This window comes from Alteromonas sp. CyTr2 (assembly GCF_947311905.1).
GTDB lineage: Bacteria > Pseudomonadota > Gammaproteobacteria > Enterobacterales > Alteromonadaceae > Alteromonas > Alteromonas macleodii.
Genome location: NZ_CAMZMZ010000012.1, coordinates 67,601 through 92,630 on the forward strand (window position 1 = coordinate 67,601; position 25,030 = coordinate 92,630).

Here is a 25,030-nt window from a genome sequence, read left to right on the forward strand (position 1 = left end):
CGAAAAGTAAAAATAAGCGAAAAAGGGGCTAAAAGCTGCATAGCCCAATCGCCAGGGTAGAAAACTCTTCATTAGCGTTTTGCTGTTAGTACACTAGGGCTAGCATTAATGCGACGAGCAATCAGCTGTGCGTTTTTAGATGCATTATGAGTAAGTGCAAAAGTAAGCATGTCTTGCCCGTTGCACACTAATCCTTCATGGATATATCGCATTTTAAAACCCGTCGCTTTCACGGCGCGATGCAATCGCAAACGGCTATCGCTTTTTACCGCTTCACACACTGCAATTAAGTTTTTTTCTACATACTTGGGATACGGGGCGGCATTCGCTACTGTTGCAGTAAGCGACAAGGTTATTCCTAGTAAAGCAAGTTGGGTAACACGGCGTGACATAAACATAACAAGTTCCTCTGATAATATTCGGCAACGCGGTGACTACCTCTTTTGTCCCCGCACCATTAAATTAGTGAAACTTTGTAAAATTCACGCTATAAAAACGTTAAAGCACCGCTATTTGAGACGTTGCGACAAGTACACAAAAGCTAAGGTTTAATAATCGGTCTAAACTGTTATTAGTCGTACTTAACACACACTTTGCAACATTCTTATAAATGCATACATTGCAAAGTGGAAAATCATAAGCAAATACTCTTGCCCGCCTAGCGGTGCAGACAATAATCTAATTTCTTAACACGTATTCAAGGAAGAGCCATGTTAGAGCAGCAACAGTACCACCTTATTAGAGAGCATATGCAGCCTGGTGACATCATCGCATTTGGTGGCAATAGCCTATTTTCTCGTTGGACCAAACTCACTACACGCTCTGCGGTAACGCATGTGGCAATAGTTATGCAAACGAAGATGCGCGATGAAGATTCTAATCGATATTTTAATCAAGTCATGGAAGCTACATCGTATAAAGGAAAGCGAGGGGTAATGACCAATAGACTAAGCGAGCGTGTAGCATCTTATGACGGTGATATTTGGTGGCTGCCCTTGTCTAGCGCGTCAAGAAGTATCTTTGAGCAAAATAAGCGAGACTTCTTTAACTTCATGTTTGAACAAGACGGGAAACCTTACGACGTGCTACAGCTATTCGGCTCAGCAGTGGACGCGATTGATGAACATCCCCTGTTCGGCAGCATAAGCTACAATCAAGAAGACTTTAATAGCTGGTTCTGTTCAGAGTTAATTGCTGAGGGGTTGGAGACTGCAGGTGTTGTAAGTGGCGTAAATGCATCGGAAGTCACGCCAGTGGATATCTGCCGGTTTAACATTTTCAAAAAGCGTTACGTACAGCTTAAAGGAAAAGGAAGGGTAATTGGAGGGTTCAATTCACTTAAGGCAGATAACTGGGGCCAGATTGCCTAACCCCATCAATTAAAAACACATCTCCCCCAATATGGGGTAAAGTGTGTTTTAGAAAATGCTGTCTTGGTGAATCTTAATAAACATGCTCGTCCCAATTTTAGAGTAATCAACTTTATACTCTTTCCCATTTAGGGTTTGTACAAACAATAATATTTTTTCGTCGCCAAACACATCGCTAGTAGTTACATCTACTAGTTCCATGTCCATCATCTTAGCATCGCGCTTGTTTTCAGGCACTTTGCCTTCGTACTGCTTAATACCTTTGTAAGTAACAAGAATTGGCGGATGTTCATCACCATTGATCACCAATAGATCTAATTTTCTTATTTTATGAATGATGGTATTTCGACCACTTGTAATGAAGGGTTTTTCAGTCATTCTCATCTCCGCGACCGCTCACCTGCTTTATAGTTATTAACAAAGAATGTAAGTGATTGAGTTTATCACGATGTTAACAATCAGCACATAAGCATTTGGTTGATATATGTGTGCAAAGTATAAACATAAATTACACAAAATGAGCAATAAATCGCTAATTTTTGCGTGTAGTGTGTGTTTTTACAAATTGCTCGTCGGTTAAACTGCGCAAAAATGCAACCAACGCCGCCTTTTCATCTTCAGAAATCGCAAAGCCTTTTATGAACGGACTGCGGTAAGGGTTAGGGCTTTCAGCCAGATTTCCCCCACGAGCATAAAACTCAATGACTTCATCAAGGGTGGCAATGCTGCCATCATGCATGTAAGGCGCAGTAAGGGCAATATTGCGCAAAGTAGGTGCTCTAAACTTCCCCATGTCTTGTTTATTGTGGGTAACGCTGTAAAGTCCCATGTCCGATTCCGGATAACTGCCCTTACCATCTTCGTTATACAGGCCAGTGTTGTGGAAAGGCTGAGCCGCAAAAGGTTGAAAACTATGCTTCGACGATTGAGTGAAGTTCAGACCTCCGTGGCAGTGAAAGCACTCAGTGCGTTCTGAAAAAAACAGATTCAAACCTTCAAGCTGCTGGGCGGTTAGTGCATCGTCATCTTGAGCGTAAGCATAGTTATCAAAAGCACTATTAAACGACACTAAACTTCTTACGTAGCTAGCAAGCGCCTTTACGATATTATTTAAATTGGGTGTATTATCACCATAAGCCGCTTTAGAAAGCGCTCGATATTCGCTGCCCTCAAAGCGCTTTAATATACGCTTTTCATTTCCCGTAACGCCCATTTCCACAGGATGTTCATTAAAAAGCGGGATCATCAGCTGCTTTTCTATACTTTCTAAATTGTTATGCGCCCAAGTGAAGGATGCATTATAAGCCACGTTTACTAGCGCTAATGCGTTACGGTTTAGCGCGTCTCCGTTCGCGCCTACTGAAACCGCCTTAGGTTCAGAGAAAGCATGCTCTGGTTCATGGCAGCTGCTGCATGAAACCGTGTTGTTAGCACTTAAGCCCTTATCAAAGAAAAGCTTCTCTCCCAAAATTACGCTTTCTTCGGTCACAGGATTGTCTGCGGGAACGGGAGGCGGTGGAATATTGTGAGGCAAATTCCAAGTGTAAGGCGTGGGCGATTTACTGCACGCTCCTAAAATCATTACAACAAGAGCGATAATTGCCGCCTTGAAAGCGAGCAGAGCTCGCCTTCTAGTGCAAATTAAAAGTGCCGCTACTGCCACTTAATCCAAGGCCTGTGCACTAAATTCTGAATAAGCTTTTTACAGGGCTCAGTTTCAGGAGACTCGAACATACAACTTGGCGCTTCGTTTATATCAACTTGCGCGACAATGTTAGACACCGATACTTCCAAATCTAAATCAGTATCAAGCTGGGTCATCGGCAGAATAAACTCCACCCGGTTTGTGAAAGCACACGATTTTTCAGGTGGCCTGACTGCTGATTCAGAATCGCAACCCACGCTACCTAAATGATAAGACCATTTGCGTGTTTCCTCTGAGCCTTTAGACACATCCAGTCGCAAAAACTTATGACCGTTTTGCCAGCTCCAAAACATTGTACTGTCATTCAATGGCGAAGGCTGTGTAAGCGGGTTAGCGTGATTATCGTCGAAGGGAAGACCCATAGTGAAGCGCAAGTTTGTGGACAGCTTTAAAAGCTCTTCCGATACATCTAATACAATTTTGCTATTGGCATCATCAGGGTTGTTGCACTTATTGTGAAACTTTAGCAATGCTATATTCGGCGTCTGCCATTGGGTTTGTTTAAACTTAACCCGCTGCCACTTACCATCAATGCGCACTTCTGGCTTACTAAGGTAAAAACCGAAGTAATCTATATTCCATCGCTGTTGTCCAATACTCATGATCATTGGACATGCCCCCGTATCGACTCCCACCAACTTAAACGGGATTTCACCAGGCTCTCTTCCTTTGAGGTTAATGACATCACAGCCGGTTAACGACACTAGCGCCGCAAAGAGTAACGAAGGCATGACACTCATGCGAAAAGGCATTTTCATTTACGTATGTACTTCCTTTGGATATCTGGTAGTTTTTTTATACAAACTACCTTTTTCTAATTACACACTTGTGCGGACGACAAGATGAATGCATTCCCATTAACACTAATAGTGCTGCTTTTAGCATTTGTGAGTCAAGGTGCACAAGCACACACAGACCATGACAAAGCGCGTTTTGTTGCCGAAGACGGCGTGGACGCGGGCAAGTGTGACAACCGTTTCAGGCCCTGTAAAACGTTGAGCTATGCCGCGCGACAGGCCAATAAAGGCGACAAAATTCTCGTTGCTGAAGGCCAATATTATTTCGACAACGCTCAGCATGCACAAGTTCTAAACGACAGTCTTTTACCAGTATTAGGAGGCTTTTCTCGTGAAGATCATTACCAGGCACAGAAGCCTGCTTTGCACAAAACTACACTAGTTAATGTGCCTATCTATTTATCAGAAGCCCTTTATGAAAAAGGGTTCGACAGTATAACTGACGGAAAAGCCGCGTCTTCCCTTCAAACACAGGCATCATCGCACATGGTTCTTAGTTCCGAAGTCAGTGCAAATGAAGCTTGCACAGATGGAACGGCTGCCGACTTCCCATGCAGCAATATCGAACTACTCTCTAACGTACCTGTTAACGTGTTGTCGTCGGTATCAAATAGTACCAACGATATTTGGGGGCACGTCGATTTAAACAACCGTAGAGAATATGCCATTGTTGGCATGCAGGCCAGCATTGCCGTTGTAGATGTAACCGAGCCAACAGCGCCGGTAGTAGTGGGTGAAATTACCGGTCAAAGTACGACATGGCGCGACATTAAGGTCTATCAGTATTTCGATAGCGCTGCGGGGCGTTTTAAAGCGTACGCCTATGCCAGCGCCGACAGCGTAACAGAAGGTTTTACCATCATTGACCTTAACGACCTCCCTAATGGTATTAGCTTAACGAAGCGGATTAACGACGATAACCGTGCACACAATATCTACATCTCAAACGTAGATTACACGCTAAACACACCGTTAAATGACGCTGCGCCTCAGCTACATTTGGTTGGTCAGGATAGTAACGGCGGAGCCTTTCGTTCATATACGCTAACCTCACCTCAAACACCAACCGCGTCTTACATACCTAGCGGTCTTACACGTGCCGACTATACGCATGATGCGTCATCTATGCGCGTTACCGACGCAAGAGCGCAAACTGACTGTGTGAATGCTACGGCTGATGGATGTACGGTTATGCTTGACTTCAATGAAGATGCAATGCGCCTTTGGGATCACACGAACACAAATAGTACCTCTGAACTAAGTAGTATTAGTTATAACGAGGTTGCCTACACCCATAGCGGTTGGTTTAGTGAAGACAAGCAATATGCCTTTGTTCACGATGAGTTGGACGAGCGAAACTTCAGCTTAAATACCCGGGTTATGATTTTTGATATTTCATCACTCACAACACCTGTGCTTGCCAGCATTTGGACCAGTGACAACGGCACTATCGATCACAACGGCTACGTAAGAGGTAACCGCTACTATATGTCTAACTATGAGCGTGGCTTAACGGTACTAGACATTTCAGATCCTACCGCGCCTGTAGAAGCTGGCTTTTTCGACACCTACCCTGCTTTTAACAGCACCAACTTTAATGGTGCGTGGGGCGTATACCCGTTTCTACCTAGCGGTAATATTTTGGTTAGTGATATTCAGCGCGGTTTGTTTGTATTAAAAGACAATACGTTAAGCGCAACAACAGTTGCGGCCTTCTCTCAGGCTAATTATGAAACGGATGCTGATACAACCTTAAGCCTTCCTGTTAATAAGACAGGTACCGAGGCTATGACAGTTGCGTATGAAGTAATAGCGGGTTCAGCCACCAGCAGCGATGTAATGTTAGCGTCTGGAGAACTCAGTTGGGGTGCGGATGAATCACAAGCTAAAAATATCACGTTAAGCATCGGTGCTAATGAAAATACTGAAAGCAATGAAGTATTTTTCGTCAGATTATTTAACCCACAAGGAGGAGGCATCACCTCTGGTAGCGGCTATGCTCAAGTCACTATTAACGGTACTGCACAGCAAGGAAAAATTGAATTAAGCACTGGCGAACGCACTATTTTAGAGACTGACTCTGAACTTGCGTTAAACATTGTTCGCCAAGGCGGAAGTGAAGGCGAAGTAAGTGTGAACTATTCACTGGAAAGCGGCACAGCAGTGAGCGATGAAGACTTTGTCAGCCAAAGCGGCACGCTAACTTGGAGCGACGGCGATACCAGTTCGAAGACTATAAATATAGCGCTTATTAACGATACTACCGAAGAAGACAACGAACGATTTCGTTTAGTACTTGCTGCACAAGACACAAATCTTCTAGGTGGTGTGGTAGAAACGCTGATTACGATAAAAGACGATGAGAGCAATCAAGCCCCTGTGGTAAACGCAGGAACAGATGTTGAAACCGATGTAAGAGCCAGCGTTGAATTAACGGGAAGCGCCCAAGACCCCGAAGGCGCGTTAACAAGCGTAGAATGGACGCAAACCGCCGGCGACACGGTTACCATCAGAAATGCAGATACATTAACCATGTCTTTTACCGCCCCATCATCTCAAAGCAATTTAACTTTTTCGTTAACTGCAACCGATGAGTTTGGAGTTAGCGCCAGCGACACCGTTACTGTTACCGTAAACGAAAGTGTAGTGAGCTTGCCAACGGATACTAATTCAAATAGCTCTGGTGGAGGCGGTTCTACGACTCTGTTTAGCATATTAGGCTTGGCATTAGCTCTTGGGTGGCGACGTGTAAAATTACCAAACAAGGCACATAAACTACAGCTTAGTGAACAAAAATAAAGCAAACAAATCACAAAGCCACCAGCGAGGCGTGACAAGGCAAATAAAACTGCTTATACTTGCGCTCGCTTGTGGTTGTTATGCATAGCAAATTGCATTGAAAACTGCACAGCACATCTCAAAATGGCCCCATAGCTCAGTTGGTTAGAGCATCCGACTCATAATCGGCAGGTCCCCTGTTCAAGTCAGGGTGGGGCCACCATTTTTTCATTCCAAAATATTCTATTACGTTCACAATCCCTTTAAAAACAAAGCATAACGCACAAATTCCGTTTCGTGCAGTGTCGAGGACATTCGATAAAACTCGGTAGCTAATGTAACATCGTCTGTAACATCACCTATTTTCTTATTTTACGGTGTTACATTGAATGGCTAAAACAACGAAACAACTTACAGACACAGAAGTCAAAACTGCCAAGCCTAAAGCCAAAGAATATAACCTCGCTGATGGGAGGGGATTAGCGCTTCGTGTAAAGCCCACCGGCACTAAAACGTGGATATTTAACTACCAGCACCCTATTACCAAGAAACGTAATAACCTAGGCTTTGGTAGTTATCCAGATGTAACACTGGCAAGAGCAAGAGAAAAGCGCTCTGATGCTAGACGTTTGCTTGATCAGCACATTGACCCCAAAACTCACTTTCAAGAGCAGCTTAAGATTAAGCAGGCTGAATTAGCCTGTACTTTTGAAGTAATTACAAACGAATGGTTTCAATTAAAGCTTTCAAAGGTGAAGAAAGCGACCGCAGACAAGCATATGGAGATGTTGAGAAATCATGTGCTGCCCAAGTTGGGGCCTGTGTCAGTAAAAAACATTAAACCAGTGGAGGTGATAAACATTCTTCGCCCCATTGAAGCAAAGGGCAGCTTAGAAACAGTAAAGCGCTTGTGTAGAGTCATTAACGAAATAATGATACTTGCCCTTAACAGCGGCAAAATTGAAAACAACCCCATCGCGCATATATCGAAAAACTTCATTACACCAACGCCCAAGAAAATGGCAACGATAAGCCCTACTCGCTTGCCAGAGTTAATGCAAAATTTAACCAGCCACAACCTAATGATTGTCACTCGCTTGCTTGTTGAGTGGCAACTACACACCATGACGCGCCCTAGTGAAACCGCAAAAGCTAGATGGGAAGAAATCGATTTTGCAAATAAGGTTTGGATAATTCCAGCAGAACGCATGAAGCGAAACCGTGAGCACATTGTTCCGTTAACACCTCAAACACTGGCGTTATTAGATAGACTCAAAGCTATGCGAGGCAGTAGCGAATATTTGTTTCCAAGTCATAGGGGGCGAAATAAACATGCTAATGTACAAACTGCAAACATGGCATTGAAAAGAATAGGGTTTAAAGGTGAGCTAGTATCACATGGACTTAGAGCGCTAGCTAGCACAGCACTGAATGAGCAGAGGTTTGATTCTGAGTTAATAGAGGTGTGTTTAGCGCATGTTGACAAAGATAGCGTGAGAAACGCTTACAACCGTTCTGATTACCTAGAGCGCAGACGAGTAATTATGGAGTGGTGGTCAACACACATTGAGCAGGCCGCTACCGGAAATATGAGCCTAGCAAATAGAAACAAATCATTGAGAGTAGTGTAAGAACTTTCACTTAGCCTAGGGTAGCTCCCGAACTGTCAGAACCCTACTGGCTTGGCTAGGTGGATTATTTAGGGAATATATCGAGGGATATATGGATATTAGCTTTATTCGTCCAATGCTAACTAATATCACTTTTCCAAAAATGGATTTGTTTGATGGGTTTGATCTTGAGCCCTCTGAGATTAAAAGCTGGCTTGAAAATCCAGAAAATAGATATCGAGTGTTTACTGAAGAATTTTTGGACTCAATATCGGAAATACCAAAGATACATAATGAAGACGATTCCGGGGAAAATTTCGATGCTCATAAAGCATTTGAGACTAATTCGGATGCTCTAAACCTTATTGGGCTGTGCCGCAAATTAGAAAAGCATATTGAGTTAGTTTATAAAAACCAAGTGTTCAATACCTACAGTCACCAACAACAAGAAAACGCGAGATTTCTCCTTGATCTAAATGGTCAACAAGCAATGCAACTGGGGCTTGATTTTGGAAGAGTCGAGGGCTGTCTTCTTGCTTACAAATCTATTTTTGCAAGCCACACGGTTTTAACTCAAAAGTTCTCTGAGAAAGAGTTACTGGCTATGTCATCGTCTGCAGTTGGATCGCGCAAGAATTTGAAGCGCAGAACGAAAGCTATTAAATGGATTGAGCAAAACTTAAATGCGAACCCTGAACTTTCAATTAATGCTCTTGCTAAAGAACTTCATAATAAAAGTACAAAAAAGCTAGATGGTTTTGAACGAACCATTCCGTTAAGTACCGCAAAAGATTGGGTAAGAAAAGTAAAGAACGAGCGACAAACGGGATAGAAGCGCATCCAACCATGTCGAGAGCGCTTTCGACCATTATGCTGAAAGTAAATAGCTGTAATTATTTGTTCGTCAAACACACATAGGCGAACAATGATGAACACAGATGTTAATTCGATAACTCAGCTAAACCAACCAACCGAACACATGAACACCACTGTTTTACGCAGAAAAGAAGTTCGAGACAAAACCGGACTTAGCAACACTAGTCTACATGAACGCATCCATGACAAAACAATGCCGCCACCTTTCAGCCTTGGTGGTCGCTCGGTAGGTTTCTTTGAACATGAAATATCGGCGGTTTTGATGGCACGCGCTGCAGGCCAAGATGATGAACAGGTTAAAGCGCTTGTTTGCTTGCTGGTGGATAAGCGCAAAGAGCTTGCAAGCTCATTCATGCAACGCCTTTCAGCTTAGTGGGGGCTTAAGTATGAAAAACGCCACTCCCGACCAAGAAAGCAGCGTTCTAAATGCTACAGATACAAGTGCTCATACACAGCGCGCCCAAATTATAGCATTGATAAAGCAATATCAAAGCAGGAGCACACCAGAATTTCGAGAGCATGGAATCATGTCACCTGCACCGCGCATATTGGAGCTTCGCGCACAGGGCCACAAGATAGAGAAAGTGCTAGAAACCTTTGTCGACAAAACAGGTAAAAAACACACTGGCGTGGCTCGATACTACTTTGCCAATAACCCACCAGCTAATAATTCGGCTTCGGGAGTTGACGCAGCATGATAAACCGCATCCCTGAGCTTTTAGCAAGGGGGTGTGATATTTCAGTTAACAGAGGTGTTCTTGTTGTGAGTCACCCAACTGATCCGCACTACTCTAGCAAATGGCTAAGAAAATACAGTAACCATCTTATTTACGAGTTATCTGAGATATTGAAAATACCCATCTATCAATACATAGGTTACTCAGCGCGAGACTTTGGTAAGAAAGATGCTAACGGTGGTTTTCCCAACGGCAGGCAGTCTGGAGTCTGTTTGCAATTCGTAGATGTAGTTACAGGCGAAACTTATAATGCAATATTCAATGTCAGTTTAGAACGAACGCGCACGACAAAAAGCGGTAAGGCTGGCGAGAGGTTACCCAAGAACCGATTTATTGTTCAAAAGCGCAGTAGCTTCGTGGCATTTTGGCGTGAAACTGGCCTAGCTTTCTCTTGCTACAGCGAATTTTATAAACGTATGGGGAGGCTATCAAACTTATGTTTTACAGCAGATACACACCCAACAAAGGCAAAATTGGTTAACAAAACAATACGCCCTTTGAACTTGGTTTCTGAGGAGTTACAAGCGCATTTAAGTGGTAAGCAAGAGGTAAGCTTGCGACAAGAAAGTGATAAACTGGTGGTAAGCACCAGCGATAACACTATGCGACAAGCAGAAGCGATAAGCGCTTGCGATAAGGAAAACTCTACAACCCTTTCTAGTAAAGAGATTGAGCGATACTCTAGATGCGTAGAAACATTAGTACGTAGTAACAACTCTACGTGTGAAAAAGCCGCGTTGTCGAAAGACTACGAATTAAGTAATCAAGAAAGAACGTATAAAGATGACTATTCTAGCTCCCTAAATAGGAAGCTACCTCAGGAGCAAACGACTGATGAATGGTTGGCGGATTATGATAGAGCTAGTTGAAAAAGGGGGTTAAATTCTTCGATTATTTTTTTGCCTACTTCCTAGCGCTTTTGTTCATTAAAATATAAGTCGAAGACCCAAAATGGTTGACTGTTTAAAAAAACGGTACTAACTACGGAATTGGGCGGTACAGTTTTATTTGCAGTTCAAGCGAGAGCCGGATTATAAAAGGTGCTGTTGCTTCACGGCAATCGGATGGTAACTATGTGAACAGAAATAAAGGATTTACGCTATGGGGAATGGGCAAGCTGAGCGGTACGTTGCAACTAAAATACTCAAAGCAACGTTTCGAACTGATGGTAAAGGTAGAGCAAGTAAACACTCGTTTATGTATGGCAAGAAAGGTGCTCCAAGCTTGCAGTTTATTTCTGGTACAACGGTTTACTACGATGAAGACACTATGCTGGAGGCGGCATTCTCTGCGAAGGAATTTGGACATAAGTATCTAAAACAGATTCCTATTAGCGCCATCATCAGTATATGCAAAAAGTCGATCTCGGATAACTACAGTATCTGGGCAGACGAAACATTCATGAAAGAATTTGATTCCAGTTACTATGACTTTGTATCTGAAAAAGCATTACTTTTGTTTTCAAAAGCAGTTGCAGACTCAGAGATTTTTAATCCTGAGCAAAAGTTCTTCACGTTTCCCATACAAACAATACGAGCAGAGAACGAATATATTGGCAAAAATTTCAGCCTACTAAAGCCTAATTCTTTAAGTGACGTCAAGAAACCATTCGAGTTAAAAAGCTTTAACGTTAATGGGCAACGCTTCCCTCCCTTGAATGAAACAAATAATCATTATTACCCCTTAAAGACCTGGCTGTGTACAACTTCACCGCATTTGAGGGAGGCTCAGAAGAATAAGGCTGCCATATTAGCGGTATTATCTATCAAATATGACAATTTCATCAGATATCAATTTAACTTATCAAGACATGTAGGCGGTTACTGTTCATTTGGCAACCAGATGTCTTTTTCAATAGGTGCACCGCATACACCTTCTGTTAGTGAAGATTTAATACTCAAAGAAATGGACATACCTGTTCTGGAAACACTCGATTCACTTCTTGATTCTCCAGAACAAGAAGCTTCAAGAAAAGTTAAGGCACTAGAATATTTCTATCGCGCTTGGTTTCTTGATGAGTCTGAGAGATATCCTTTTTTATTCATGTGCTTAGAAAGTCTCTATGGGGATAGCATGAACGCAACCCAATCTATTATTGATGGAGTAAAAAATGTTCTCAATATAGACATATCTGAAAGCCGAATCAGACTTTTGATCCAACTACGGGGTTCAGTTATTCATGGGCGATCGCCGGAGATTTATGATTCAAGGAAGTATGCGAAATATTATAAGCGTTACAGAATATGCCCTTCGAAAGACCTGGCCTTACTTGTTGCCGCCTGTCTAAATTCTACATTGTTTGATAATCGAATAGCGAAACAGAATAGTAAGCATAGAGATATGCTCAAAAACGCTAGAACTGAAGGTAAGATAAACAGTTACATTGATAATAGTATTTTGGTAGCGGGGCAGCCTTAATCAAAAAAATAGAGATAGCAGGTTGAGTTGCCGTTTTGCTCCCGCAAAATGTGCTATAGTCAACTGTTTTTTGCTTAACAAATTCTGTTTGTTACAGTATTTTTGCAGTGAAAGGATGAATTTCGTAGGTGAAACATGGATGAACAGACTAATACAATTTTAGGGTTGGTGCTCGGCGTAATTATGATGATAATTACATGGGCAACGATTTCAAAAAGGGAGCGTCAACTGGATGACCCAAATGACGATAGCGTTGTTTACCTCGACCAGATAACTGACACATCAAAACTGCAAAGTGGAGGCGAATATCTTTTACGAGTACTTCGCCAAAGCGGAAATTTGCAAAAAGACGACCAAATTTTCAGTTCTAAAGAATCGGCAATAAAGACTGCGGCTTCTACTTTTAGACGGGCAAAAATAGATTATGTTTTCATTACAAAAAACACAAATGTAGAGCTATTTTTCCGTCGACCTTACCATCATCACGGAGGTAGCTCTGAAGGTAAAAAAGTTGGAAGCGTAGAAATTCACAAAATTAAATAACCGATTCGTAGTATTTTAATCGCTACGACTACTGCTCTGCAAGACATCGAAGGATCATTAATGCGCAACACTATTCTATTCGGAAATGGAATTAATCAAGTCTCAGATAACGCGGTTAGCTGGACAAACTTGCTTGATAGAATAAAAGGCTCTGTTATTTTTAAGAATGGTGATTTGCCAAATACCATGGTCTACGAACGAATATTCATGCAGAGACATGACTCGTTTAACAAACGAAAGTCAGATGAGCTTGAAATCAAAAATCAAATAGCGAATGAAATGCAAGCCCAAAGCTCAAATGAAATATTCGAGCTGCTGGCCTCTCTAGATGTAGAGCACTATTTAACAACAAATTATGACTATGCTTTTGAGAAAGCTCTAAAAATATCACCTGAAAAATTGAGCACAGAAGAAATCTATAGCCTAAGAAGAAAACGCAAGTTTGCTACTGAAAATGGCACCAAATATTTATGGAATATTCATGGTGAAATAGAACACCCAAAATCAATTATGTTAGGCCTAGATCATTACTGTGGCTCAATAAGCAAATTGGACGCATATGTAAAGGGGAGATACGACTTTAAGGAAAGAGGAAAAAAGATCGATATTCTGCGAATGAAAGACAAGCTAACCACTCAAGCTTTTTGTTTAACTTCATGGGTTGACCTATTTTTTTCTACCAACGTACATATTATTGGGCTGTCGTTAGACTATAGTGAAATCGATCTTTGGTGGGTTCTTAATAAGCGAGCTCGTTTTGTGGCAGAGGGGCTTGTCAAAAACAAGGTAACCTTCTACACCACCGATATCAAAGATGAGAAGCGAGGTCTATTAGAATCATTTAACATTGATGTAGTGCATAAAGACGTAACACGCAATGACTATGCTGGGCGCTATAAATCTTTCATTAAAAACTTCGTTAATTGAGAATGTTGAAGCAGTAATACGCGGTAAGACTACGGTAAGGGTTATTAAAGAGCGAAGCTAGGAGTCTGGGGGCGCGGTCCAATTCGGTCTTGAGAACCCAAATTCAACGCCTAATTATTAGAAAATAACTTGTTTTGGCTTTACTCAAACAATCAACGATATATTCAACGCTCCGGTATTACAGTTGGAAATATTTTAAAAATGTCTCAAAAGGACTAATCTCCAACCTAATAAAACCTAACATTCCATTACCTGACAAAACCCGATATCGCAATTTAGCTACCAGTCAAAACTTGTTAGTCCAAGCGAATTTCAGTTAGAACGGCAAGATTGCGGCAACACCGGAGGAGTTAAAATAAAACACCAAATTATTGGATCAGCGACTACGCTCCAGTTGCGCCTCGGCCTCACTTCTCAATTATTCAACACACATAAAACTGTCAGGCTATGTTATTGCGATTAACTCTCTTCAAATTTCATCTGAGCTATCTTGAACCGCAAGATTACCCCATTGTTCTCATAATGTTAACTAAATGGAGTGTTACATAATTAACATGGTGCGTACTAAAAAAGGTACTCCCAAAGGCTTTCATGACAACGGGTAATACGCACCTCAAATACGTGCTATGCACGAGATATTTTGGAGAACAGTTGTTGTTTAGTTATTCGATATGGTAACCAATGCGCAGCTTGTCTTGTTCACTACATTTAATCCTTAAAAATATATGACAGCCAGTAAGGCAAATGAAAAAAGATACAGTAATGTTAGAGCTTGCCAAACTCATTCTATTTCAGTTAGCTGTAGGACGTTCAATGAATAGATGACAACTCTATAGGATCGCTTGATCATGTCATAATCTTACACTTTAATTGATACTCAACCAGCATATTGAACAAGGATCGTTAGAATGACACCAATACAAAACTTCTGGACAACATTTTTCTTATTTGCGCCACCTATTTATTTAGGAATAGATATGGATTGGTTAACAGGATTACTGGCATTTTTTGTGTCCATGCTTCTTTCGTGGGGTTTAGGATTTTTAACGCTCATGTACGCTAGCGAAAAAATGTCGCTAGGCGCTATGACCATATGGGCGTGGATAAAGCCGCCGATTATAGCGCTTGGAGTATTACAATTGTTTACCGTATTTTGAACTTTACAAACTTTTAGCAGAACTTTTTAAGCTAATGGTTCATCAAGGTAGCCAACACGTTTGAGTTGAGTTTCAGTAGCGTTCGTCAGGGAACGAAAACGAGTCTAGCGCCAAAACAATGTAACACTGAAAGTAACACTATCAAGCAAACCATAAAATAAAAACATAAATTTCAGTACTTTACCCACCTTATTCAGGTGAGGGTGGGCCACCATTTTTCCTAGAATTACTAGTCACCACTGGCTTATATCATCACGATATCAGTTTTCTCAAACTCAAAAAAAGCGTCTTTATTAAAACTGTAACACCAAATCTGTAGCCTAACTGCACTGTTTCTTTACCCATAGTTTGGTTCCCCTTAGATGAAGCACACCATGTCACGCCATACGTTTTATTCGCTGACGGTAACCTTCACCATTTTGTCTATTCTTGGCCAACTCTCTACCAGCATTTATAGCCCCTTCTTTTTTGATTTGGCTGCTATATACCACAGCTATGTGGGAATAATTGAAAAAAGCGTGGCCGTGTTTCTTATCGCGTTCTCAGTTTCGCAGTTAGTGTCTGGTGTCGCCTGCGACTACCTAAACAAACAAAAGTTTCTACTGTACGGAGTCTTAGTATTCATCGCCGGTACGCTTACGGTGGCACTTGCCACCGAAGAAAATACCTTTCTTTTAGGAAGAGTCATTCAAGGCTTAGGCGGTGGGGTTGGCGTTTCAGTATCGCGCGGACTGTCACGTCAGATATTTAGCGAAAAGCAGCTGAATGTTTCACTTTCATTTATCAACATTGCATTCGCTATCGCGCCAGCAATAGCGCCACTAGTAGGTACACTAATAGGCGAGCCCTTCGGAGTTTCATCTATCTTTTATTTTGTACTAGTAATGGGAGTATTCGCCTTACTTTTACTGCTTTCAGTTTCCACCACCCTCAAACAGTATATGCCGACAACCTCAGAGAACGTCTTTAGCGATACTTTAGCGCTTATTAAAAGCACAATGATGAAAATCGTCTCAGTGGGGATGGCCAGCGGACTACTTTATGGCATTGTGTTTAGCTTCATTACCATCTCGCCGTCTATGATAATGCAGCAATTCGGACTCACCAAAACTGTGTTCTCGATATATTCGCTTCTAGCCACGCTGTCTTTTGTGATGGGAAGCATAATCAATATTCGACTAGCCTCTGTTTCACCATTGTTTAAATTCAAGTATTCAAGCTTGTTTATCGCTGTGCTTTCAGTGCTTTTTTGGTTACTTATTTCCCCCTTCGCAATAAAAGGGTTAATGGGTATTTTGACTTATTGCTATATCACCTTCTTTTTTATTGGCATCGCAATGCCCTGCAGCGTAACTATCATGCTTGGCTACTCTGATAAATCCGCAGGTTTTTTAGCGGCACTAACCGGCTTTTTTCACCTAACAGGAGCAGCAATAGGCGCTTACGCGGTGACCTTAATTACCCTAGAACCTATCATTTCTTTTTGTTTGTCCTCTTGCGGCTTAAGCGTTGCAAGTATCCTCATCTGTACAACACTGAAGAGGAATTAACTCAGCTTTTGTGCGGCAATGCCGTTGTAATGATAAAACGTACACCATTTAAGGTGTTTAATAGTGAAAATCGAGTCGTGTTGCCCATTTGATTTCTAAAATCCATCCCCATAATGATGAGGCTCCCGAAGTGGTTGGGAGTAATTATTGTTAAAAGGATATTAGAGCGTGTTGACCTTTGCTGTACATATTCGAGTCAATTCACATTGGTAGCCACATAATCGCAAAAGCCAGTGCCACCAAACTATGGTAGTTTCTGGCTATCTTATCATATCGAGTCGCTACGGCTCGAAACCTCTTAATTTTCAAAAAGGCATTTTCGACTAAATGGCGATAGCGATACATCGCCAATCAATATCATCATTACCCGTTTTACTGTTGGTTTTTCTTGGGATGACATGGTTAGCGTTACGACTGCTCACTAAGTCTCGAAAAGCTTGACTGCCGTAGCCTTTGTCTGCAACAACTACTTCAGAATCAGGTGAAGACTCAACCAGAGATTACAAATGATAGAATGATCTACATATTGGGTACCGCGAGTTCAACCCCGAAATATATACTAGAACTCAAGTCATGCTGCCGACGGTGCTTTTAAACCTTTTAAGCGCTATAAGATAAAACGCACAGCCAATAGCTAAAAGCGCTAACAACTGAGGATAAACAACACTAATGCCTGCTCCTCTATACAACACGCCCTGGGAAGCCTCCACGAAATGGGTATTGGGCATTAACAGCATTGCGCTTTGAATGAACCCAGGCATGCTTTCTCTTGGTGTTACCCCACCAGATAGCAACTGTAGGGGCAGTAAAACTAAGATAAGCAACAATCCGAACTGTGGCATAGATCGCGCAATGGTAGCCATAAAAATTCCCATACTCGAAACGGCAAATAATTGTAGAGCAACAGCCACCATGAAAAGCCATATTTCGCCATTAATGGGGACGGAGAGTACCCACTGAATAATAAAATAAACAGAAAACAAAGTAGTAACCCAAACCACTACTCCCGAGGCTAGTATTTTAGACAGCATAATTTCACTGTCTGAAACTGGCATAGCCAGCAGATGCTCTATAGTGCCACGCTCTTTTTCTCTAATAAGCGCAGCCCCAGACAAAATTATGGCGATCATTGTTACCGCATTAATGAGCTCCATCACAGAACCAAACCAAAAACCTTCAAGCGCTGGATTAAATCGGGCTCGCATGATCAACTCGACAGGGTAATCGATGTCGGATTTATAACCCTGGAAATAGGTGTTCACTTCACTGGTGATTATTTCTGTGATGTAACCATTACCAGTAAACGCCTGGCTAATACGTGTTGCATCAACGTTTACCTGAACATCGGGCTGCAGCCCGGCCATAATATCTTTTTCAAATTCAGGGGGAATGGTCACAACAAAGGTATACTTACCCGTGTCTAAATACGTGTCGGCCTCATTACTTTCAATAAGATCTGGCGTTAAAAAATAAGGGGGGTAAAAGGCATCTATTATACGCTTAGACATCTGCGAATTGTCATGATCGACAAAGGCAATGGGCGCGTTGTGCAAAGATTCAGGTACCGCAGTGGCCGCCGTGTAGATGTTTACCGTAAACACATAGACAATAAGAATAAGCATGGCCGGGTCGCGCCACAAGCTCCAAAGTTCTTTTACACCTAGCTGGCCTACATTTTTAATATCCACGGTTCAGCGCTCCTGCTTGCGTAACAAAACAGTGGCAAGCCACAGTGTAATTGGTATAGAAATAGCTATGGCAAACACAGCAAAATCAAGGGTTTCAAAACCTAAACCTTTGCTAAATATTCCCCTGCTAGCAGTTAAAAAATAACTAATAGGGTGAAGCTCGCCTATTACGCGCCCCGCCCCTTCTAACGCAGAAACCGGTGTTATCATGCCCGCAAACTGTACGGCAGGTACCATAGTGCCAATAGTAGTAAGCAAAATAGCGGCAATTTGACTATTAGTAAAAACCGATGCCAACAAACCAAAGCTAGTGGAAAAAGTAACGAATAACAACGTTATAAGGCATAGCACTATCACATCCCCTTTCAGTGGGATATTGAATAGCCACACCGCCATAGCAACCAACAGCAAGAAGCTAACAAACGAGGTAGCGATATAAGGAAGTTGCTTACCCAACAAAAACTCTATGCGTGTAACTGGCGTAACATATAAGTTGATTATCGAACCCAGCTCTTTTTCGCGCACCACCGCCAACGACGTTAAAAGCGCAGGTATCATCAACAGCAACATGGGCATTACCGCAGGTACAATGGCCACCAAGCTGCGAACATCTGGGTTATACAAATAGCGTGACTCAACATTAATACTACTGGTCGACTGCACTTGGCTAGCTTGTGAGGCTTGCTGCAAAAGCCATTTCAGGTGAATACCTGTTACATAGCCCTGTATAGTTTCGGCTCTTGAAGGCATAGCCCCATCAATCCATGCCCCTATTTCCACTTGTTCGCCTTTATGCAGTTTTTGGCTAAATTCGGGAGGAATTTCCACAGCCAATGAAAGTTCTCCGCTTTTCATTCGCCTGTCCATATCGGCATAACTGGTAATAACTGGCTGTTCATTGAAATAGCGCGAACCCGATAACGCATTGCGATAGTTAAGACTAGTGGAAGTTTGATCGCGGTCGAATACCGCATAGCTTAAGTCATCGACATCCATAGTGATGCCATAGCCAATAACTACCATTAACACCATGCTGCCTAAGAACGACATGGTTAAGCGAATGGGATCGCGGATAAGCTCAAGGGTTTCACGCGAGGCGTAGCTTAACAATCGCCGTAAGCCTTTTGCTCGTTTATTCGGTGGCGTGGCTTTATCTGCGCTAACACCTTCTGGTGCGCTTTGCTCTGTGTTTTGTGTTTGGTTCTCAGGCGTTTGCGCCTCAACTAAATAATCGATAAACGCTTGCTCTAACGTATCTGCAGATTTAGACGCTTTTATGGCCTGCGGTGTATCGGTTACCAGCACTTCGCCTGCATGCATTAGGGAAATTCTATCGCAGCGTACTGCCTCGTTCATAAAGTGCGTAGAGATAAAAATGGTTACGCCGTCTTTTCGCGCCAGAGAAATAAGTAACTGCCAAAAGTTATCTCGGGCAACTGGATCGACGCCAGAAGTGGGTTCATCGAGTATTAACACTTCAGGTCTATGCACCATGGCCACAGCCAAAGACAGACGCTGGCGAATACCCAAAGGAAGGTCGTTGGGCAAGCTGTGTTGGTGATGACTTAATGCAAAGCGGTTAAGCATTTCGTCAACGCGGGAATTTAATACGCTGCTTGCTACTTTGAAGAGTTTGGCATGAAGCGTAAGGTTTTGCCGAACGGTTAATTCGGTATACAAAGAAAAGCTTTGCGACATATAACCTACGCGGTAGCGGGTGTTAATATCGTTAGCAACAAGAGGGCTGCCCAGCAACCATGCCTCGCCAGAGGTTTGCGGCAGCAGGCCAGTAAGCATTTTCATGGTGGTAGACTTACCACAGCCGTTCGACCCTAAAAACCCGAAAATCTCTCCTTTACCAATCGTGAAGCTAACGTTATTTACTGCCGTAAAATCGCCGAACTTCATAGTAAGGTTTTTAGCTTCAATCGCGGTTTGCATATGCTCACTAGCCTTATAAGGCTGCACAACTACGCTGCGATGTTCATGCTTTGCGTCTGCCGGCAAAAGCGCAATAAATGCCGCTTCTAAATTACTGGTTTGTGTTTCACTAAGCAGTGACCTCGGTGAGCCGCTCGCCAGTATCTCACCTGCATTTAACGCTATTAGATGATCGAACTGTTGGGCTTCATCCATATAGGCAGTCGCTACCAATACGGTAATATTTGGCTGTGTTTTCCGTATATCTTTAATAAGTGACCAAAATTGACTTCGGGCAAGGGGGTCTACCCCTGTAGTGGGTTCATCTAAAATAAGCAAGCGGGGATCGTGTATTAGGGCACAGCATAACCCCAGTTTTTGCTTCATACCACCCGACAACTTGCCAGCTGGGCGCGATAAAAATGGATAAAGTCCGGTTCGTTTGGTAAGGATATCTATTCGTGCACGACGCTGAGCACGATTGTGCCCAAAAAGTTTGGCAAAAAACTGTAAGTTTTCTTCTACAGACAGCGTGGGATATAAGTTTTTGCCTAAGCCTTGTGGCATGTATGCAATATCAGAACATATCGCGGCGCGGTGTTTTTCATCACGCATATCGCCACCAAGAACCTGCAACTGCCCCTTTTGCATAACTCGCTCACCAGCTATAAGCGACAGCAACGTAGATTTGCCCACTCCATCAGGGCCAATTACGCCTACCGTTAGGCCCGCTGGAATAGAAAGCGCAAGATTGTGAATAGCTGTGGTGCTTTTGTAGCGAACCGTTAGCGAATTGCATTCAATAATGTTGCCCATTAGTCGACAAGCTCAGGTAGGTCGCTAGGCCATTCAGCGGTATCGTTTAGCTTAACCCATACTTCACCCGGCAACCCTGTTTTCACTTTTTCAATGTGCTGCTTTAATAAGTTTTCAGGAATTTGCGCTTTAACCCTGAACATAAGTTTTTCTCGCTCACTTTGGGTTTCAACCGACTTAGGAGTAAATTGCGCTACGTCGGCAACGTAAGAAATGGTGGCCGGAATAGCGATGTCGGGCGCGGCATCTAGCACAATAAGGGCTTCGCCGCCCATAGTAAGCTTGCCCACCTGCGAGGCAGGCAAAAAGAATGTCATGTATACGTTTGTTAGGTCGACCAAACTAAGTACACGCCCACCTGCACCAACAACTTCGCCAGGCTCTACTACGCGGTATTGAATACGCCCATTACGAGGTGCTTTTAACACCATATCGTTAATTTCAGATTGGATTTGCGCAATAGTGGCATTAGCAGCGCTGACCGCTGCTTGTGCCGAGTAGTATTGCGCGCGTGAAGCTTCAATGGTGGCGTCAGCCGCTGTCAAACGAGCCTTAGCTGCATTTACCGCCGCCTTTGCGCTTTCAACATTGGTAAGGTTATCTTCTGCTAATTGTTTAGACACTGCGCCCGTTTTTGCCAATTCATTAGTACGGGCAGCATGAGCTTCAGCTGCTTTTAGCTCGGCTTTAGTTTGCAGCAGCGCGGCTTCAAGCGCTGACTTTTCACTTTGGCGCTGTGCAACAGCCATATTTGCAGCTTCTACCGCACTTTTGGCTTGCTGGTGCTGTGCCTTGGCCTGCTGAAGCTGGCTATTAATGGTGGTGGTATCAAGTTTGGCGACCACATCGCCCGCCGTTACTCTGTCACCTTCGCTGACATAAATCTCTTCTACACGCCCTGCTACTTTTGCAGAAATGCCAATTTCAGTAGCTTCAATGCGGCCATTCCCTGACACCACATCGACATTTTCAGGGCCACTGAAAACAGTACTAAAAACCACAATTAAAAACACAACGAACATAATGGATAGAATAAACGGCGTTTTTTTCACAGTGACGCTCCCTGTGGTTTATCAATAAAGGTGAAAAGTGGCGAAAGCGCCAAGGTTAATAGCTAATGTATACTGGGTGGTGTACTTTAAGCTTTGCGCTGGATCAAAGTTCTGGTAGGTTGACTATTTTGCCTATTGGCGTGTATGTCAATACTACCAGCGAACATGCGTTTACTGCCTTTGTGACCAGATTGCGCACCGCGCTTTCGACCCGAAGCCTTTGCAGCCGGTTAAAAGGAGGACATACCTGTACCATTAGAAAAGGAGGGACGTGAGGAATTACGACTGGTCTTATTCAGTCGGGTTTCGAGGTCGTTAGCTGGCCCGCCTACGCCCCGATTGGCTCGTTAGCCTCAGCTAGGGTCGTTACGACGGGTAGCTTTGATGTTTATTTCTAGCTTGAGATAAAGTCACTTTGGCAGGCTGCCGGGAGCAATTAATAGGAACCGCTAGATCATTGAAAAAATATAATTAACTGTTATTAGGGCCCTAGCTAACGGTTGCCTTTCAGGTAGTGCTATCAAATATCGCTAACATTTTTCATCTTATAATGCAAACCATTCTCATTAGCGTTGACATGATCTTTACAAAAGTTATTATGTACGCCGATTTAAAACACTAATATAAAACACACTCACACAGGGACATCTCAATGAGAATGCGCCATTCAACTCTAGCCATCGTCGTTAATATAGGCATGGTATCTATGGTTTCTGCCAATGCAATTCCAGACTCCGATAACATCGAACACGTAGTTGTGACAGCCACTGGATACGAACAAAAATTGACTCAGGCTCCTGCCAGTATTTCAGTGATTACAGCAGAAGACCTCAAAGCGCGTTCGTTTACTTCTCTTTTGGACGCGGTGCAATTTCAGGAAGGGATTGATATAGGTACAACGCGAGATAAAACAGGGCAAGGCAGCGTCAGTATGCGTGGCCTAACGGGTGAATATACCCTGCTACTCATAGATGGTCGTCGCCAAAATAACCATGGTGACATTTACCCCAACAACTTCGGTGGTAACGCCTTTAATCACATGCCGCCACTGGATACCATTGAGCGAATCGAAGTCATTCGCGGGCCAGCTTCTACTTTGTATGGCGCTGACGCTCTCGGCGGTGTTATCAATGTCATTACCAAAAAACATCGCAGCGAATGGGGCGGTAATATTACCTTCGGGCGCAGCCTGCAAACTAACAACGACTTCGGCAACGACATCACCACTGACTTTTCGGTAACAGGCCCGCTGATTGATAACGTATTGAGCTTGGGCATTCGTGGAAGTTTATACGAACAACAAGCGTCAACACCACAGTTGGCACCAGCGATTGATCCCAATGGTGTAGAGCACATACGATCGCTGGGCTTTGGCGGTGGCGGCCGCACCGTTGACAATAACAGCGAACACTATGGATTCAGCTTAAACTATACCGCAGCAGAAGGTCATGAATTTGGCTTCGACTACGACAACTCACACCAAGAGTATGACAATACGCCAGAATTCAACCTTGAAACTGGCGAAATCATTTACCCACTGGGTACTCGCGATAGCATTGAAAGTATCTGGCAGAGTCGTCGAGGCCAAGTGAATCCACGTGCTGGCTATGCGGCTGAACAAGAGTTTGACCGTGAATGGTGGGCCTTAACTTATGATGGAAAATGGGACTTTGGTACCCTTGCCGCCTCACTGTCTTTTGTCGACACCCAAAACAATGGACGTACTTTGCCGCTTAGCGTGTCAGAACGTCAATTGCTGCAACAAATGTACGATGGTACAGGCGATTATGAGGGCATAACTGAAGAGGCGCGTCGCGACCTCGCTGAAGATACTTTCTTACCTCGCCCAGCTCGCCCACTCGAAAGTCAACAATACACGTTTGATTTGCGTTTAGATATCCCGATCCAGGACGTTGTGGGCGATCACAACTTGGTATTGGGTACACAAGTTATTGACGGTGAGTTAAAAGACGGTGTGTTTGGTCTGGAGTCTGGCTCGCCCGGCGCAGTGCAGGAACAAAAGATGTACTCATTGTTCCTTGAAGATAACTGGAGTTTCATCGACGATATGACAGTGACCGCTGGTTTCCGTTATGACAATCACGATGTATTCGGTAGCCAGACTTCCCCTCGTATCTACGCGGTTTACAATATTTCAGATTATTGGACAGTGAAAGGCGGTGTTAGTACGGGTTATAAAACACCAGAAACTACCGATTTATACGATGGCATTACCGGTTTCGGTGGTCAAGGTACCAGCCCATTTGCAGGTAACCCTGAGCTCACGCCTGAAACGAGTGTTAACTCAGAGATCGCGCTGTATTGGAGTCGCGATGCCCACAGTTTCAATATTACCTACTTCAAAACTGATTTTGACGACAAGATCGCACGTGGTGATACGGTACAAAGTTGTGCGACAACCGGTGGCGTTCGCCCTTGCGTAAACTTAGGGGAATATGATGAGTTGGGTTATGACACCTATAGCCAAAACATCAATATCGACAAAGTAGAACTGCAAGGTGTGGAAATTGCGGGCCGGTATGGCATTACTGAAGATTGGTCGCTGTATGCCAACTATACGTGGACTGACAGCGAGCAAAAGAGCGGCTCTCAAATTGGCCTACCACTTACCAATACCGCAGAGCACATGGCCAATGCCAACCTTACTTGGGATATTAACGCCGACTTGAATGTTTATCTGCAAGCAGAGGTTCGTTCAGATAGATACCGTGGCTACGACTCTACGTTAGATCGCGAGCTCTATTTTAAAAGTTACACCATGCTGCATTTAGGTGCTCGCTGGCAACTCAATGAATACGTAGTCGTAAATTTACGAGTAAACAACTTACTCGATAGAGACTTTACCACTTACTCTGTGACCTATGACGATCTCAATGGCGATGGCCAATTTGAATATCTCACAGGCCGAGGCGTGACCAGTGAAGTGAACTTTACTGACGACTATAACGTTAAGGACAAGGCCAGAAACTTTTGGGCTGGTGTGACGGTGAGTTTTTAATTCATTGAATTAACAAAGCTTGCCAAAAGCGGTCGTGGAAAACACGGCCGCTTTTTCATTTTACGCC

At 43.2% G+C, this 25,030-nt stretch carries 20 protein-coding genes, 1 tRNA gene and 2 pseudogenes; 14 read left to right on the top strand and 9 right to left on the bottom strand.

What is annotated here, in order from left to right; genetic code table 11:
* Window positions 1–71: 71 nt before the first annotated feature.
* A complete protein-coding gene (locus tag QME20_RS08865; protein WP_281715804.1) occupies window positions 72–398 on the bottom strand; it encodes a DUF3718 domain-containing protein in 327 nt (108 codons plus the stop codon).
* Between the two features lie 312 nt (window positions 399–710).
* On the opposite strand from QME20_RS08865, the gene QME20_RS08870 reads away from it, so the two are divergent.
* The gene (locus QME20_RS08870; protein ID WP_014975806.1) at window positions 711–1,370 is read left to right on the top strand and encodes a hypothetical protein; all 660 of its coding nucleotides are present in this window, start codon (window positions 711–713) and stop codon (window positions 1,368–1,370) included.
* 48 nt (window positions 1,371–1,418) lie between these two features.
* On the opposite strand, the gene QME20_RS08875 is transcribed toward QME20_RS08870, so the two are convergent.
* The 3 genes from QME20_RS08875 to QME20_RS08885 form a co-directional block, all read right to left on the bottom strand.
* Window positions 1,419–1,748 carry a hypothetical protein gene (locus tag QME20_RS08875; protein ID WP_061094359.1) on the bottom strand — a complete coding sequence of 110 codons (330 nt, stop codon included), beginning with the start codon at window positions 1,746–1,748 and terminating at the stop codon, window positions 1,419–1,421.
* Window positions 1,749–1,902: 154 nt separating this feature from the next.
* Window positions 1,903–2,952 carry an MbnH family di-heme enzyme gene (locus tag QME20_RS08880; protein ID WP_281715805.1) on the bottom strand — a complete coding sequence of 350 codons (1,050 nt, stop codon included), beginning with the start codon at window positions 2,950–2,952 and terminating at the stop codon, window positions 1,903–1,905.
* Between the two features lie 71 nt (window positions 2,953–3,023).
* Window positions 3,024–3,833: an MbnP family copper-binding protein gene (locus QME20_RS08885; RefSeq protein WP_014948461.1), complete on the bottom strand. Its 810-nt coding sequence runs from the start codon at window positions 3,831–3,833 to the stop codon at window positions 3,024–3,026.
* Between the two features lie 84 nt (window positions 3,834–3,917).
* On the opposite strand from QME20_RS08885, the gene QME20_RS08890 reads away from it, so the two are divergent.
* From QME20_RS08890 to QME20_RS08945, 12 genes are all read left to right on the top strand, one after another.
* Window positions 3,918–6,671, top strand: coding sequence for a choice-of-anchor B family protein (locus QME20_RS08890; protein ID WP_278345998.1), 2,754 nt, complete (start codon window positions 3,918–3,920; stop codon window positions 6,669–6,671).
* Window positions 6,672–6,796: 125 nt separating this feature from the next.
* Window positions 6,797–6,873, top strand: a tRNA-Ile gene (locus QME20_RS08895).
* A 166-nt stretch (window positions 6,874–7,039) separates the two neighbouring features.
* Entirely contained in the window at window positions 7,040–8,281 is a 1,242-nt protein-coding gene (locus QME20_RS08900) for an integrase domain-containing protein (protein WP_168462627.1), read from the top strand.
* 91 nt (window positions 8,282–8,372) lie between these two features.
* On the top strand, window positions 8,373–9,092 hold the full coding sequence (locus QME20_RS08905) for a hypothetical protein (RefSeq protein ID WP_168462628.1): 720 nt from the start codon (window positions 8,373–8,375) through the stop codon (window positions 9,090–9,092).
* A gap of 93 nt (window positions 9,093–9,185) precedes the next feature.
* The gene (locus QME20_RS08910; protein ID WP_168462629.1) at window positions 9,186–9,509 is read left to right on the top strand and encodes an AlpA family phage regulatory protein; all 324 of its coding nucleotides are present in this window, start codon (window positions 9,186–9,188) and stop codon (window positions 9,507–9,509) included.
* A 13-nt stretch (window positions 9,510–9,522) separates the two neighbouring features.
* Window positions 9,523–9,834, top strand: a complete 312-nt coding sequence (locus QME20_RS08915) for a helix-turn-helix domain-containing protein (protein WP_168462630.1) — start codon at window positions 9,523–9,525, stop codon at window positions 9,832–9,834.
* A complete protein-coding gene (locus tag QME20_RS08920; protein ID WP_168462631.1) occupies window positions 9,831–10,742 on the top strand; it encodes a hypothetical protein in 912 nt (303 codons plus the stop codon). The genes QME20_RS08915 and QME20_RS08920 overlap by 4 nt, the downstream gene beginning before the upstream one ends.
* Before the next feature lie 232 nt (window positions 10,743–10,974).
* A complete protein-coding gene (locus tag QME20_RS08925; RefSeq protein ID WP_168462632.1) occupies window positions 10,975–12,291 on the top strand; it encodes a hypothetical protein in 1,317 nt (438 codons plus the stop codon).
* A gap of 135 nt (window positions 12,292–12,426) precedes the next feature.
* Window positions 12,427–12,834 (top strand): hypothetical protein, encoded by a 408-nt coding sequence (locus QME20_RS08930; RefSeq protein WP_168462633.1) that lies wholly within the window; start codon window positions 12,427–12,429, stop codon window positions 12,832–12,834.
* Window positions 12,835–12,894: 60 nt separating this feature from the next.
* Entirely contained in the window at window positions 12,895–13,761 is an 867-nt protein-coding gene (locus tag QME20_RS08935) for an SIR2 family protein (RefSeq protein ID WP_168462634.1), read from the top strand.
* Window positions 13,762–14,669: 908 nt separating this feature from the next.
* Entirely contained in the window at window positions 14,670–14,918 is a 249-nt protein-coding gene (locus QME20_RS08940; protein WP_168462635.1) for a hypothetical protein, read from the top strand.
* 374 nt (window positions 14,919–15,292) lie between these two features.
* Window positions 15,293–16,468: an MFS transporter gene (locus QME20_RS08945; protein ID WP_281715806.1), complete on the top strand. Its 1,176-nt coding sequence runs from the start codon at window positions 15,293–15,295 to the stop codon at window positions 16,466–16,468.
* A 201-nt stretch (window positions 16,469–16,669) separates the two neighbouring features.
* Here QME20_RS08945 and QME20_RS08950 read toward each other — a convergent pair.
* The 5 genes and pseudogenes from QME20_RS08950 to QME20_RS08970 form a co-directional block, all read right to left on the bottom strand.
* Window positions 16,670–16,950 (bottom strand): annotated as a pseudogene (locus QME20_RS08950) (transposase); the annotation flags it as partial.
* Window positions 16,951–17,034: 84 nt separating this feature from the next.
* The gene (locus tag QME20_RS08955) at window positions 17,035–18,156 is read right to left on the bottom strand and encodes an ABC transporter permease (RefSeq protein ID WP_168462637.1); all 1,122 of its coding nucleotides are present in this window, start codon (window positions 18,154–18,156) and stop codon (window positions 17,035–17,037) included.
* Window positions 18,157–18,159: 3 nt separating this feature from the next.
* Entirely contained in the window at window positions 18,160–20,892 is a 2,733-nt protein-coding gene (gene rbbA, locus QME20_RS08960; protein ID WP_061484848.1) for a ribosome-associated ATPase/putative transporter RbbA, read from the bottom strand.
* Window positions 20,892–21,944: an HlyD family efflux transporter periplasmic adaptor subunit gene (locus QME20_RS08965; protein ID WP_053103809.1), complete on the bottom strand. Its 1,053-nt coding sequence runs from the start codon at window positions 21,942–21,944 to the stop codon at window positions 20,892–20,894. Before QME20_RS08965 ends, rbbA begins: the two co-directional genes overlap by 1 nt.
* Before the next feature lie 146 nt (window positions 21,945–22,090).
* Window positions 22,091–22,329: pseudogene (locus QME20_RS08970) on the bottom strand (DUF6444 domain-containing protein); the annotation flags it as partial.
* Between the two features lie 312 nt (window positions 22,330–22,641).
* Here QME20_RS08970 and QME20_RS08975 point away from each other — a divergent pair.
* Complete coding sequence (locus tag QME20_RS08975; protein WP_230962272.1) at window positions 22,642–24,963, top strand: TonB-dependent receptor; 2,322 nt, start codon at window positions 22,642–22,644, stop codon at window positions 24,961–24,963.
* Window positions 24,964–25,030 lie beyond the last annotated feature (67 nt).

Bases quoted from the DNA above. Each gene is read 5' to 3' on its own strand.
- QME20_RS08935 (WP_168462634.1), top strand. From the start codon at position 12,895: ATGCGCAACACTATTCTATTCGGAAATGGAATTAATCAAGTCTCAGAT.
- rbbA (WP_061484848.1), bottom strand. From the start codon at position 20,892: ATGGGCAACATTATTGAATGCAATTCGCTAACGGTTCGCTACAAAAGC.
- QME20_RS08900 (WP_168462627.1), top strand. From the start codon at position 7,040: ATGGCTAAAACAACGAAACAACTTACAGACACAGAAGTCAAAACTGCC.
- QME20_RS08885 (WP_014948461.1), bottom strand. From the start codon at position 3,833: ATGAAAATGCCTTTTCGCATGAGTGTCATGCCTTCGTTACTCTTTGCG.
- QME20_RS08930 (WP_168462633.1), top strand. From the start codon at position 12,427: ATGGATGAACAGACTAATACAATTTTAGGGTTGGTGCTCGGCGTAATT.
- QME20_RS08915 (WP_168462630.1), top strand. From the start codon at position 9,523: ATGAAAAACGCCACTCCCGACCAAGAAAGCAGCGTTCTAAATGCTACA.
- QME20_RS08975 (WP_230962272.1), top strand. From the start codon at position 22,642: ATGGTATCTATGGTTTCTGCCAATGCAATTCCAGACTCCGATAACATC.
- QME20_RS08870 (WP_014975806.1), top strand. From the start codon at position 711: ATGTTAGAGCAGCAACAGTACCACCTTATTAGAGAGCATATGCAGCCT.
- QME20_RS08920 (WP_168462631.1), top strand. From the start codon at position 9,831: ATGATAAACCGCATCCCTGAGCTTTTAGCAAGGGGGTGTGATATTTCA.
- QME20_RS08875 (WP_061094359.1), bottom strand. From the start codon at position 1,748: ATGACTGAAAAACCCTTCATTACAAGTGGTCGAAATACCATCATTCAT.
- QME20_RS08945 (WP_281715806.1), top strand. From the start codon at position 15,293: ATGTCACGCCATACGTTTTATTCGCTGACGGTAACCTTCACCATTTTG.
- QME20_RS08905 (WP_168462628.1), top strand. From the start codon at position 8,373: ATGGATATTAGCTTTATTCGTCCAATGCTAACTAATATCACTTTTCCA.
- QME20_RS08925 (WP_168462632.1), top strand. From the start codon at position 10,975: ATGGGGAATGGGCAAGCTGAGCGGTACGTTGCAACTAAAATACTCAAA.
- QME20_RS08865 (WP_281715804.1), bottom strand. From the start codon at position 398: ATGTTTATGTCACGCCGTGTTACCCAACTTGCTTTACTAGGAATAACC.
- QME20_RS08890 (WP_278345998.1), top strand. From the start codon at position 3,918: ATGAATGCATTCCCATTAACACTAATAGTGCTGCTTTTAGCATTTGTG.
- QME20_RS08880 (WP_281715805.1), bottom strand. From the start codon at position 2,952: ATGATTTTAGGAGCGTGCAGTAAATCGCCCACGCCTTACACTTGGAAT.
- QME20_RS08940 (WP_168462635.1), top strand. From the start codon at position 14,670: ATGACACCAATACAAAACTTCTGGACAACATTTTTCTTATTTGCGCCA.
- QME20_RS08910 (WP_168462629.1), top strand. From the start codon at position 9,186: ATGATGAACACAGATGTTAATTCGATAACTCAGCTAAACCAACCAACC.